Source organism: Alcaligenes parafaecalis (assembly GCF_026344135.1).
Classification (GTDB): domain Bacteria; phylum Pseudomonadota; class Gammaproteobacteria; order Burkholderiales; family Burkholderiaceae_B; genus Alcaligenes; species Alcaligenes parafaecalis.
The window spans coordinates 208,708-221,922 of the sequence record NZ_JAPKNA010000002.1; the positions used below are offsets into that span (position 1 = coordinate 208,708).

A 13,215-nucleotide genomic window follows, 5' to 3' on the forward strand; every position below is an offset into this window, starting at 1 on the left:
AAATACAAACACCTTTGATATTTCCCCAGTGTTTTGATTGAATTGCCTTGGTAAATGCGCCCAAGGCCTGGTTGTTTTTCAAATATTAGTATTTTTGTTTTTAAAAATAAATAGAACAATATTGTCAGTGGATATTTAATTTAGATATTTATTTATTGTGTAAAGAATTAAATAAAAATCGAAAAATAAATATTATCAAATTGCATGGGGCTTATATATTCCATGTAATTATTGTTTGTAAACCATAGTAACGGTGTGTAATTTTCGCCATTGTTTGCTGGTGTGCTACCTGCGACACGATGATGTCAGAAGTCGTTGTCCGAAATAGCGTTTTATCAAATATGACTATTCCGTGCTCCGGGGTGACAGGGCGAGTCAGTAAAGATCGAAAGGGTAGGGTGCGTGTCTCAAAATACAGGCAAGGATGCTAATAAGTTAGAAGCATCCCGTACGGATATTAATAAAAGCAGTACTTCGTCTGGTGCAATCGCCATTATTGGTATGGCGTTTCGCTTTCCGGGCAACCTGTCGCAACCCGAACAGTTCTGGAATGCCTTAATTGAAAAGCGTGACCTGGTTACGGAAATCCCGGCAGATCGCTGGGCAACGGCCGAGTTGCAGCACGATAAACGGTCCGAACCGGGCCGCAGCATCACCTTTTCGGCGGGCGTTCTGTCTCGTATCGACGAGTTCGATGCGGACTTCTTTGGCATTTCCCCTCGCGAAGCCGCCTGGCTGGACCCCCAGCAGCGTTTGTTGCTGGAGCTGTCCTGGGAAGCTATGGAGAATGCCGGTGTCTTGCCGTCTGCCATGGCCGGTAGCGATTGCGCGGTTTATGTTGGTATTTCCGGTCTGGATTACGGCATGCGCGGCCTGGATGATCTGGCCAGCCTGACAGCTCATATGATGACCGGCAATACCATGAGTATTGCGGCCAATCGTCTGTCTTATATCTACGATTTGCATGGACCGTCCATGGCGGTGGATACCGCCTGCTCGTCTTCTTTGGTCGCTTTGCATCAAGCATGTTCAAGTCTGCGCAATGGCGAGGCCTCCAGCGCTCTGGTGGGAGGCGTCAATCTGTTGCTGCATCCTTATCCCTTTGTTGGCTTTACTAAAGCCTCGATGCTGTCGGCAGATGGCCGTTGCAAGGCGTTTGATGAAGCCGGTAATGGTTATGTACGCTCCGAGGGCGGCGCTGTATTGATGCTCAAACCCTTGGAGCAGGCCTTGGCCGATGGCGATCAAGTACAGGCCGTCATTTTGGCAACGGGTGTGAATGCTGATGGCGCTCGCAAGACCGGCATCACTATTCCTAGCTGTCAGGGGCAAATTGAGTTGATGCGCTCCGTGCTGGAGCGCAGTGGCCTGACAGCGGGTGATGTGGACTTTGTAGAGGCCCACGGGACCGGTACGGCTGTAGGCGATCCCATTGAAACTACCGCGATCAGCGCGGTGTATGGCAAATCGCGCGAACAGCGCTTGCCTATCGGTTCAGTCAAAGCGAACTTGGGGCATATGGAATCGGCCTCCGGCATGGCCGGTTTGGTCAAAACGGTGCTGGCTTTGCAGCATCAGGCCTTGCCGCCTGCTTTGCATTTGAAGACACCCAATCCCGCCATTGATTTTGACGGCTTGAACCTGGAGCTGCTGCCCCAGGGCCGTGAGTTGCAGCGTAGCGATGGCAAGCCGTTGGTGGCTGGCCTGAATTCTTTTGGTTTTGGTGGTGCCAACGCCCACGTCTTGCTGCAGGCTCCTGTAGCGACAGCAAGCCAATCGATAACGCTGCCGAACGCGGGTTTGCCACCTTTGGTCTTGTCGGCCAAGACAGAAGCCGCCCTGCGCGAACAGGCGGGTAATTATGCGGACTTGCTGGATGGCAAAACAGCCCAAGATTTTTACGATGTCAGCTACGCTGTTGCTCACCGTCGCCAGACTTTGGCCCGTGGTTTGATCATTCAACCCGAAACGGTTGAAGAAGGCGTGGCGCAATTGCGTGCTTACGCGCACGGTCAGGCCCCACAAGGTCTGCAAACCGTAGACGCCCTGAGCAAAGAAGGCCAATTGGCCTTTGTCTACGCCGGTAACGGCGCGCAGTGGCTGGGCATGGGCGTGACCTTGTTGCGCGAGTCCCCTCGTTTCGCGGCTTTGCTGTCCGAACTGGACAGCATGATGAAGCCCTTGGCGGGCTTCTCGCTGCTGGAGCAATTACAGGCCGAGCCTGCCGCTTCCCGCATGGACGACACAACAGTCGCCCAGCCTTTGCTGTTTGCCGTACAAGTTATTGTGACGCGCATGCTGCGCGAAGATGGCATTCAACCCGATGCTGTAGCTGGTCACAGTGTGGGAGAGATCGCTGCAGCCTGGGCCGCCGGTGCTTTGGATCTGGAGCAAGCCATACGCGTGATTTGTGCCCGTAGTCAGGCTCAGGGTCTGACTCGTGGCCAAGGCCGGATGGCTGTTGTTGGTTTGTCGCTGGAAGCGGTGAATATCTTGCTGGAAGGCTTGGGTGCAGACTTGGGCGTGAATGTGGCGGGTGTGAACAGCCCCTCCAATATCACTCTGTCCGGCAGCCTGGAAGGCTTGCAGCGTATTCAGTCTGCCCTGGAAGGCCAAAGCGTTTTCTTCCGTCTGCTGGATTTGGATTACGCCTTTCATAGCCCCTATATGGATGGCTTGTTGCCGCATCTGGAAAAGAGCCTGGGCGATTTGCAGCCCGGCCAGCAAGCAGCACAAGCCCGTTTTGTTTCGACCGTTACCGGTGAAGAGCTGCCCCCGCAAGAGCTGGGCGTGGATTACTGGTGGCGCAATATCCGTGAGCCCGTGCAGTTCGAGAAAGCCATTGCCTGCCTGGGCGAACAGGGCTGTCGTGTGTTTCTGGAAATTGGCCCGCACGCTATTTTGCAGCGCTATATCCGTGAAACCCTGACTCAGCTTGATGTTCAGGGTGTGGTGCTGTCCAGCCTGCGCAAGCATGACGATGGCCCGCAGCGCCTGGCCGATACGGCTTTGCATACCTTGGCCTTGTTGCCGACCCAATTGAAAGCCCGTTTCCCCGTGGCCGGTAATTCAGTGGATCTGCCTGTATACCCATGGCAGCGTGAGCGCCATTGGTACAAGTCCAGCACAGAAGGGATGCGCTCTATTGAGCGCCGTCGCGTGCATGATTTGCTGGGTTGGCGTTTACCCGACAGCGATCTTGGCTGGGAAAACGTGCTGGACCCAGTGATTCTGCCTTGGCTGGCCGACCACAAAGTTGGCGGGGCGATGGTCTACCCCGGTGCCGCTTATTTGGAAATGGCCTTGGCCGCCGCCCGCGAGTGGTTGGGCGAAACCCTGATTCTGGTGGATGAGCTGGATATTCTGGCCCCATTGGTGTTCGACGGTGAGCATGCCCGCAGCCTGCGATTTGTACTGAATCCGCGCGATGGCAGTTTCCATATCAAGAGCCGTCAGCGCCTGAGTCAGGACGAGTGGGTCGTCCATGCCAGTGGCCGTATTTTGGCGTCTGATGAGCGCCTGCCTAAAGCGGAACTACAGCCTCTGGTGTCGTCCACGCTGCAGATTGATCGCGAGCGTCATTACCGTCTGGCTCACACCTTGGGTCTGGATTACGGTCCTGCCTTTCAGGGCTTGAAAGAGGCCCACGTTCAGGGCACTTATTTGAGTGCTGAACTGGATATGCCGATCAGCCTGGATCAGGAAGCTTACCTGCTGCATCCGGCCTTGATGGACGTGTGCTACCAGTCTCTGGTGGATTTTTTCGCACAAGATATTGAAGCGGGCCAAGGCGTGGCCTTGCTGCCTGTGAAAGTAGGGCGTTTTACCTTGTCCACTGAAGGACAGGTGACGCACTTCCGTGCGCATCTGCGTCGTAGTAGTACTCGTTCGGTCTTGGCAGATTTTGAGCTGTACGGTGCTGATGGCTGCTTGCTGGCCAGCGCGCAGGCTTGCCGTTTCCGCGCAGCGTATTTCTTGCGCCAGGATCGTCATGCGGTCTCCAACTGGCAAATTACCCCGTATCTGCGCCCTCATCCTCGTGATGAGCGAGCTGCTGTTACGCTCGCGCCCGAACAACTGGCCCAAAGCGGTTGGGCAGCACTGGCTGATCAGCAGCAAGAACGCGAAACCTGGTTCCAGCAAAGCCTGCCTTTGCTGGATGCGCTGAGTCTGTCTTTTATCTACGAAGCCTTCCAAAGCCTGTCGACCCAGCCTTCCGCTATTAGCGCCGACGTCATGACTAGCCCATATGGCCGCTGGATGACAGATCTGCTCCGCCGTGAAGAGCTGTTGCAAGACAGCGAGCAGGGCTGGAATGTGGTGGATCAGGCCGATATGCCGCCTGCTCAAGATTTGTGGCGCACTATCTTGCAGGATTCACCCAATAGCCTGCCACAACTGACCCAAATTGGCTCGGTGGGCCGTCAACTGCCTGCCTTGCTGCGTGGCGAAGTGTCAGGCCCGAAATTGCTGGCCTCCTTGCGCCGCTCTCCCGTGGTTGAAGTGCTGTATGACGACGACCCCATGTATCTGGGTGTGCGTCTGGCATTGGAAGCCCAATTGCGCGAGCTGGCCGCTAACTTGCCTGCCTCGCAGCGCCTGCGCGTGCTGGAAGTCGCCGTAGGCCCTAGCAATTTGCCCAAGACCTTGGCGGCTTGTTTGTCTGAAGATCAGTTCGACTATGTGCTGGCATTGCCCGACGCTGATTTACAAGCGCGTCAGGCAACTCAGCATCATGGCTTGGCAAATGTACAAGTTATTGGTTTTGACTTGCAGGAATGGCAGTTGGAGCAGGCTGACATCACTGCATTTGATGTCGTGATTCTGCGCCATAGCTTGCACCGCACGGTGCATGTGCCGCCTGCCCTGGCGCATAGCAAACAATGGCTGGCCGCCGAGGGTGTGCTGTTGCTGGCTGAATGTCACCCGGACTGGCATGCCGACTTCCTGTCTGGCCTGGAACCGAGCTGGTGGCACGAGTCCGGTGATACGCAATCCTCTTCCTTGTTGTCGCCTGAGGGCTGGCACAAGGCCTTGGAGCAGGCGGGTTTTGAGCAGGTGCAAACCGCTCTGGAGCCTGCTGCCCAAGACTTAAGTGAAGGTGCCTATCTGCTACTGGCCAATGCGGCCAAGACTCAGACGACACAGAGTACAGAGTCCGTGCCCGCGGCTACTTGGGTGCTGCTGTTTGATGACGCCTCCCAGATGCAAGCCCAGTCTTTGCAGACGCGTTTGCAAGCGGCTGGCCAAGCCGTGAGTGCTCAAGCCTGGCCTTTGTCAGACGATGTGTTGGCCGATCAGGCTGCCATCAATGTGGTGCAGATGCTGGGTTGGGGCGATACCGTGGACGTCGCCAGCGATACTAGCGGCAAGCTGCTGAGTCTGGCACAAAGCCTGTCCGCACGCGCTGCTCAAAGCCTTTTGTGGCTGGTGACTCAAGGTGGTGCTTTGCCCGCTATGGCAGACAAGCTGGATTGGGCGGTTAATCCGGCCCAGTCGGCTCTGTGGGGTTTTGGTCGGGTTCTGATGAATGAGCTGCCTGCCCTGTCCTGCACCATGATCGATTTGGCAGATGATGCTTTGGCTAGCGATCTTAGCCTGCGTCTGGAGCGAGAGCTGCTGTGGCCAGATCAGGCGACTGAAGTCGTCTTGTCCCAAGACGCGCGTCATACCTTGGTGTTGGCAGATGCCACCCAGGCAGGACAAACGCGGCTGAATCAGGACGCCCGCTTCAAGCTGGACTTCCAGGTGCCCGGACAACTGCGCAATCTGGAATGGCAAGCCATGCAAGCCCCGGCTTTGGCGGCGGATCAGGTTGAAGTCCGTACGATGGCAGCCGGTCTGAACTTCCGTGACGTGATGTATTTGATGGGCTTGTTGCCGGATGAAGCCGTAGAAAACGGTTTTGCCGGTGCCAGCCTGGGCCTGGAGTTCTCGGGTGTGGTCACACGCGTGGGTGCTGATGTCACCCACTTGGCGGTGGGTCAGCCAGTCATGGGCTTTGGCTCCTCCTGCTTTGCCAGTCATGTTGTGACGCGTGCCGATGCGATCGCTCCCATGCCTGAAGGCTGGGATTTTGAGGCTGCGGCTACGGTTCCCACCGTGTTCTTCACGGTGTACTACGCCCTGACGCATCTGGCCCAGATCCAGCCCGGTGAAAAAGTCCTTATCCACGGTGCTGCTGGTGGCGTAGGGATTGCCGCAATCCAGTTGGCCCGTCATTTGGGCGCAGAAATTTATGCCACCGCAGGTACAGACGAGAAGCGCGTCTTTGCCTCCCTGCTGGGAGCAGACCGTGTGTTCGACTCGCGCAGCTTGAGCTTTGCTCAGGATGTGATGGACGCTAGCGGCGGTGAAGGTGTGGACGTGGTGCTGAACTCGCTGGCGGGTGAAGCCATGCGCCGCAGCCTGGATGTCTTGAGCCCATTTGGCCGTTTCCTGGAGCTGGGCAAGCGCGACTTCTTCGAGAACACACCTATCGGCCTGCGCCCCTTCAAGAGCAACATCAGCTACTTTGGTATTGATGCCGACCAGTTGCTGACGGGACGTCCAGCTTTGGCTGGACGCCTGTTTAAAGAAGTCATGGAACTGTTCCATGATGGCGCGCTGTTCCCATTGCCATACCGTAGCTTCGGTGCTGAGCATGTGGTTGATGCATTCCGCGCAATGCAGCAGGCTCGTCACATCGGCAAGCTGGTGGTGTCCTTAAAAGATGCTCAGCCTGCATTGCCGTCCAAACACACTATCGCTCCCCTTGATTTGTCCGCACAGGGCACTTGGTTGGTGACGGGTGGTTTGTCCGGCTTTGGCCTGGCTTCGGCCCAGTGGCTGGTCAAGCGTGGTGTGACATCCCTGGTTTTGGCAGGTCGTCGAGGTGCCGATACTCCTGGTGCACAAGAGCTGCTGGAGCAGTTCCAGACACAAGGCTGTCGTGTGCAAATCGTGGCGTGTGACGTCACGGATTTCGCAGCGGTACAGGCCGTCGTCGAGCAGATTCAGACAAGTGATAGCCCACTGACTGGTGTGCTGCATGCCGCCGCCGTGTTTGATGATCGCCTGATCGCCAATATGGATCAGGACAGCCTGAGCAAGGTGCTGCAAACCAAGTTGGTGGGTGCATGGAATCTGCACCTGGCTACTCAGGATTTGAAGCTGTCTCACTTCGTGCTGTATTCCTCGGTGACGACCTCTATTGGTAACCCCGGGCAGGCGAACTATGTGGCCGCCAATGCAGGTCTGGAAGGTTTGACGCGTTTGCGCCAGAACCAGGGTCTGGCGGCTTCTTGTATTGCTTGGGGGCCGATTGGCGATGCAGGTTATCTGACGCGCAATGAAACCGTAAAAGACAGTTTGGGTAAGCGCCTGGGCAAAGCACCGTTGCAGTCCGATCAGGCACTGGATCAACTGGATCGCGTTCTGGCCGCCAATGGTGAAGTGTCCATCGTGGCCAACTTTGACTGGAACGCCTTGGCCCGCTTGCTGGCCTCGGCCCAGAGCGAACGCTTCGCCATCTTGAACCGTGCTCGCAAGGATCACGACTCCGGCAGCGACGGGCAGGATATTCACGCTTTGATCGCGGGTAAAACACCCGAGCAAATTCACGCTTTGGTGGCCGAGTGGGTGGCACAAGAAGTAGCCAGCATTCTGCGCACCGAAGTAGACCGTATCGAAACCCAACGCTCCTTGCATGACCTGGGCATGGACTCCTTGATGGCTGTGGAATTGGCCTTGGGCTTGGAGCAACGCTTTGGCGTGCAGTTGCCCGCCATGGTACTGAACGATTCCCCCACCGTCTGGAACGTCGCGGCCCGCATTGTGGACAAGCTGACGGCCGGTGGCGAGGACTCGGCAGAGCAGGGGGCAGGGCATTTGGTAGCCGATGTCGTACGTCAGCATGGGGATGAGATGTCCGAGGCTGATTTGCAAGGTTTGGCGCAGGATGTACAGCGATTGGCAGAAACAGGGACATCACTGATTCATGAGTAAGAACGATCTGGTGCCAGGCAGTAAAGCACAGCTGATTCAGCGCATTCTGGGACGTAAAGCCGGACAAGCTGCCAGCGATGGCCGCATGGCCGAGCAGTCCGCAAGCCGTCAGGCTGCGGCCAGCCACATCCCGGAGTCCTTTACCCGCTTTGATCGCCACCCCGGCTACGAGAAAATGCTGGTGCCCAAAGCCATGGCGGATCGGATGGGCGTGCGTAATCCCTTCTTTCGTAGTCACGACGGCGTGGCCGCTGCGCGCACCCGTATCGATGGGCGGGACTATCTGAACTTTGCCAACTACAACTATCTGGGTCTGTCCGCGCACCCTGAAGTTAACGCAGCCGCTAAAGTAGCGATGGACCAGTACGGCACATCAGCCTCGGCCAGCCGTTTGGTAGCTGGCGAGCGCCGTGTACAGCGAGAGCTGGAAGAAGAGTTGGCGCAGAACTACGAGGTGGATGATTGCGTAGTTTTTGTCAGTGGACACGCCACCAACGTCAGCACCATTGGTTACCTGTTCGGCCCCAAGGATCTGGTGATTCACGATAGCCTGATCCACAACAGTATTTTGCAAGGCATCCAGTTATCGGGTGCCGCCCGCCGTTCCTTCCCTCACAACGATAGCGCCGCTCTGGAGCGCATTCTGGCTGACATTCGTGGCCAGTTCGAGCGTGTGCTGATTGTGATCGAAGGTCTGTACAGCATGGATGGCGACATTCCCAACCTGCCTGCATTTATTGACATAAAACGGCGCTATAAAGCGTTCTTGATGGTCGATGAGGCGCACGCCCTGGGCGTGCTGGGCAAGACAGGTCGCGGCTCGCACGAACATTTTGCTGTGGCAGGCCGTGATGTCGATATCTGGATGGGCACCTTGAGCAAGACCCTGGCAAGCTGCGGCGGCTATATCGCTGGCGACCGCGCGCTGGTGGAGCTGCTCAAATACGCCGCCTCTGGTTTTGTATATAGCGTGGGGATTTCCCCGGTGCTGGCGGCTGCTTCGCTTAAAGCCTTGCAGATCATGCGCCGGGAACCCGAGCGTGTGCATACCCTGCAAGAGCGCGGCAGTCAGTTTCTGAATTCGATGCGCTCGATGGGAGTCAATACCGGCTTTGCCCAAGGCTACGCCGTCATTCCCGCGATCACAGGCAGCTCTCTGAAAGCAGTCAAATTGTCCGGCCAGTTGTTTGATGCCGGTTTGAATGTGCAACCCATTATCCATCCTGCGGTGGAAGAGAAAGCAGCACGTCTGCGCTTTTTCCTGTCCTCCACGCATAGCCAGGATGACATAGACCTGGCGTGTGAAACCGTTCACACGCTCATGAAGAAATAAGCATGGCTCAATTACTACACACAGCAGTTAGCAAGATTGCAGCAATGGGACGGCCCGTCATGGCCAGCGCCCTGGTCGCCGTACTGGCCGGATGTGCCACGATGCCGGACTGGATGTCAGCTGATGGCCCTAGCCGCCAGCAAGTACAAGAGCGGCGTGAGGGCCGTATAGAAGGCATCACCCTGGTTAACGTGACAGACGAGTTGACCAGGAAGCTGGCAGCTAAAAAGCGCATGGGCGATTTTGCGGCTCAGTTCCCCAGCATGGGCTCGAACAACTATCTGATTGGCCCTGGGGATGTGCTGGAAGTGTCGGTTTGGGAAGCACCGCCTGCCATGCTGTTTGGCAGCATTTCCTTGGACCCCAAAGCGACGGCAGCGACAACTAATGCAGTAGCCTTCCCGTCACAAATGGTGACGTCAGATGGCATGATCAGCATGCCATTTGCAGGCCGCATCGCCGTTCAGGGCCGTAACACCCAACAGATTGAAGAAAGCATTGCCAAGCGTTTGCAAGGCAAGGCCAACAACCCCCAAGTATTGGTGCGTGTTACCCAGAACAACTCTTCTAACGTGACTGTGGTGGGTGAAGTCAATCAAAGCACCTTGATGCCGCTGACGCCGAAAGGCGAACGCCTGCTGGATGCCTTGGCCGCAGGTGGTGGCGTCAAGCAAGCGGTCAACCGTATCGCCATTCAGCTCTCGCGTGAGATGAATACATCGACCATGGCGCTGGATACGATCATCCGTAATCCGAGCCAGAACATCATGCTGAAACCGGGTGATGTGATTACCGCGCTGTACCAAAACCAGAGCTTTTCCATTCTGGGCGCCACAGGCAAGAACGAAGAGATTCCGTTTGAAGCTAAAGGCATTTCCTTGGTACAGGCCTTGGCCCGCTCCGGGGGCTTGGATACGTCACGAGCTGATGCTCGCGGTGTGTTTGTCTTCCGCTTTGAAGATGCTGCGCTGGTGGATGGTGCGCCAGAGTCGACCTTGCTGGACAAGAAAGGTGTCGTACCCGTGGTGTACGAGATCGACCTGCGTGACCCAGCTTCTTTCTTCGTCACCCAGAACTTCCCTGTGCAGGATAAGGACGTGATTTACGTGTCCAACTCGCCAGCGGCTGAGTTCCAGAAGTTCTTGCGTCTAGTGGTGTCGGTGGCTGTGCCTAGTACGACATTGAACAACATGATGAAGTGATCGGGTTCATGGCTAAGAACAACTTCTTCAGCAGAGGCCGGGATGAATAAGCAGGTGCGTAGCCCCATGGCCGTCACCTGGTCGGTCTGGCGGGCGTTACTTTTGCGAGAGTCTCTGGATCGCTTGTTTGATATGCGGGCTGCATGGTTCTGGTTGCTAATGGAGCCAGTGCTGCATATCAGTTTCATCACATTCATCTTCACAGTGATTCGTTTGCGCACGGTCGGTGGCATTGATGTCACTGTCTGGATTGTGGTGGGGATGTTGGCGTTTTTTATGTTTCGTCGTACTGCGATGCAGGTGATGCATGCAGTCGATAGCAATAAGCCTTTGTTTGCTTATAGGCAGGTGCAGCCATTTGATACCTCGGTTGCTCGTGGCGTCCTGGAAGCGTTTTTGATGACCTTGGTGTCTGCAATTATTTTGACTGGCGCAGCGTTGCTTGGACATGACGTGCGGCCTGATGATCCTCTGCAAGTTTTAGTGACTATGTTCGGGTTATGGCTCTTTGGCGTGGGCTATGGCTTGGTTGCCTCTGTGTTGATGGCCTTGGTTCGCGAAACTGAGCACATACTGAAAATCATGATGATGCCTTTGTATCTGATTTCAGGAGTCATCATGCCTATTTCTGCGGTTCCCCAGCCGTATCGGGATCTGCTCTTGTTCAATCCTTTGGTGCATGGCTTGGAGTTGGTACGCAAAGGGTTTTCAAATTACTACCACATGGTGCCGGGCATCAGCATGGGATACCTGTATCTGTGGGGGATAGTGAGCCTGTTTTTAGGTCTGGTTTTGTATCGACGCTTTACACAGCAGTTGGTGATGAAATGATCGTCGTCAATGATGTTTATAAACGCTACAAGACGGCCCATGGTGTTGGGCGTTGGGTGCTGGAGGGAGTAAACCTAACGATTCCTCCCAAGGTGAATGTGGGTCTGATTGGTTCTAACGGTGCCGGAAAATCTACGTTGTTGCGGTTGATCGGTGGTGTGGACCATCCCAATAAAGGCACTGTGCAGCGTTTGTGCAGGGTGTCTTGGCCGATGGGCAACGGAGGGTTGGAAGGTACCTTGACGGGCCGTCAAAACGCGAAGTTTGTGTGCCGGGTCCATGGACATCAGGAGGATCTGGCAGATCGGCTCGCTTTTATTAAAGATTTTTCTGAGCTGGGCCGAGCTTTTGAGGAGCCGGTCTATACGTATTCCTCTGGTATGCGTTCCCGTCTTCAGTTTGCCTTGTCGTTTGCTTTTAATTTTGATGTGTACATCTCGGATGAGGTTACAGCGGCAGGTGATGCGGCATTCCGTAAAAAAGCAGCTGACGCTTTTAAAACCATGACAAATCGTGCGGGCCTGATCATGGTGGCCCACGACAATAAAACCTTAAAACAATTTTGCCAGGCTGGTGTCTGGCTGCATCAAGGGCGAGCGCACTGGTTTGAACATATTGACGATGCGCTCAATGCCTACAAGGATTCACTTCCAAAATGACAGATACACCACAAGTCACTACGCAGGCTGCTAGTGCCGCTCCCGATAAGGCTGTTTCAAAGAAACCTGCTTTTGGGGCTCGCCTCCGCTCATGGTTTTCATTGCGTTTATTTGATCATGCCGTACGTGTGATTCTGATCTTGGCTGTCTTGGCTTCGGCGTATTGGTTAGTCTTTGCCTCGAACCGCTATGTGTCCGAGGCCAACGTCATTATCCGAAAGACAGACACGGTAGGAGCACCGTCTTTTGACCTGGGGATGCTGGTATCGGGTGTAGCTACGGTTGACCGCGCGAATCAGCTGTTATTACGTGATTACTTGTTGTCTGTGGACATGCTCAAGAAGCTTGATGAGTCTTTGGATTTACGTACTCATTACAGCTCCGCTGATCATGATTTGGTGTCGCGGATGTGGTTCCAGGATGCCTCGTTAGAGTGGTTCCATCGTCATTATTTGCGCCGTGTAGAGGTGGAGTTTGATGACTTCTCTGGTGTGTTACGCATCAAGGTCCAAGCTTACAACCCGGAAATGGCACAGGCTATTACCCAACAGTTGGTCCAGGAAGGAGAGCGTTATATGAATGTGCTTGGCCATGAAATGGCTCAGGTGCAAGTGAATTTCTTGGTTACTCAGGTTGATCAAGCTCAAGACCGCTTTCAGAAAGCCAGCCAGGACCTGCTGAACTATCAAAACAAGGCAGGTTTGTTGTCGCCCCAAGCTACAGCTGAAAGTATTAATGCCATTGTGGCGGCATTAGAAGGGCAACGCGCGCAATTGCAGACACAACTAGCCTCTCTGCCTAAAACTTTGGATCGGGATCATCCCAATATCTTGATGCTGAAGCAATCTTTGAGAGCCGTGGATGCACAAATCAAAGAGGAAAAGCTGAAGTTGGCGACGCCATCAGGTGGGACCTTGAATAAGTACGTAGAAGAGTTTTATCGCCTTGAAATGAACGTGCAGTTCACCCAAGAGCTTTACAAGTCCTCTTTAAGTGCTCTGGAGAAAGGGCGTATCGATGCAACTCGTATGTTGGAGAAAGTGTCAGTGTTGCAATCAGCGACCTTGCCTGAGTACCCGATGGAACCGCGTCGTCTCTATAACACCTTGGTGACCTTGCTGTTGGCGCTGATCCTGGCTGGGATATTGAAGCTGCTCAAGAGCATTGTGCTTGACCATGTGGACTAACAAGAAAGATAGGAAAT

6 protein-coding genes are annotated in these 13,215 nt (G+C 55.0%); all 6 read left to right on the forward strand.

All coding sequences use genetic code 11. The annotated features are described in order from the left end of the window. The first annotated feature begins 402 nt into the window (after positions 1-402). The 6 genes from OSH09_RS07945 to OSH09_RS07970 are packed head-to-tail and all read left to right on the forward strand — an operon-like array spanning position 403 to position 13,198. Entirely contained in the window at positions 403-7,986 is a 7,584-nt protein-coding gene (locus OSH09_RS07945) for a type I polyketide synthase (protein WP_266120654.1), read from the forward strand. After that, entirely contained in the window at positions 7,979-9,319 is a 1,341-nt protein-coding gene (locus OSH09_RS07950) for an aminotransferase class I/II-fold pyridoxal phosphate-dependent enzyme (protein ID WP_266120655.1), read from the forward strand. Before OSH09_RS07945 ends, OSH09_RS07950 begins: the two co-directional genes overlap by 8 nt. A gap of 2 nt (positions 9,320-9,321) precedes the next feature. Next, positions 9,322-10,521, forward strand: a complete 1,200-nt coding sequence (locus OSH09_RS07955) for a polysaccharide biosynthesis/export family protein (RefSeq protein ID WP_266120656.1) — start codon at positions 9,322-9,324, stop codon at positions 10,519-10,521. Between the two features lie 42 nt (positions 10,522-10,563). Then, on the forward strand, positions 10,564-11,352 hold the full coding sequence (locus tag OSH09_RS07960) for an ABC transporter permease (RefSeq protein ID WP_266120657.1): 789 nt from the start codon (positions 10,564-10,566) through the stop codon (positions 11,350-11,352). After that, positions 11,349-12,011 (forward strand): ABC transporter ATP-binding protein, encoded by a 663-nt coding sequence (locus tag OSH09_RS07965; protein WP_266120658.1) that lies wholly within the window; start codon positions 11,349-11,351, stop codon positions 12,009-12,011. The genes OSH09_RS07960 and OSH09_RS07965 overlap by 4 nt, the downstream gene beginning before the upstream one ends. Then, positions 12,008-13,198 carry a chain-length determining protein gene (locus OSH09_RS07970; protein WP_266120659.1) on the forward strand — a complete coding sequence of 397 codons (1,191 nt, stop codon included), beginning with the start codon at positions 12,008-12,010 and terminating at the stop codon, positions 13,196-13,198. Before OSH09_RS07965 ends, OSH09_RS07970 begins: the two co-directional genes overlap by 4 nt. The last annotated feature ends 17 nt before the right edge of the window (positions 13,199-13,215 follow it).

Coding starts and splice junctions, on each gene's coding strand:
- OSH09_RS07950 (WP_266120655.1), top strand. CDS start 7,979: ATGAGTAAGAACGATCTGGTGCCAGGCAGTAAAGCACAGCTGATTCAG.
- OSH09_RS07955 (WP_266120656.1), top strand. CDS start 9,322: ATGGCTCAATTACTACACACAGCAGTTAGCAAGATTGCAGCAATGGGA.
- OSH09_RS07960 (WP_266120657.1), top strand. CDS start 10,564: ATGAATAAGCAGGTGCGTAGCCCCATGGCCGTCACCTGGTCGGTCTGG.
- OSH09_RS07965 (WP_266120658.1), top strand. CDS start 11,349: ATGATCGTCGTCAATGATGTTTATAAACGCTACAAGACGGCCCATGGT.
- OSH09_RS07970 (WP_266120659.1), top strand. CDS start 12,008: ATGACAGATACACCACAAGTCACTACGCAGGCTGCTAGTGCCGCTCCC.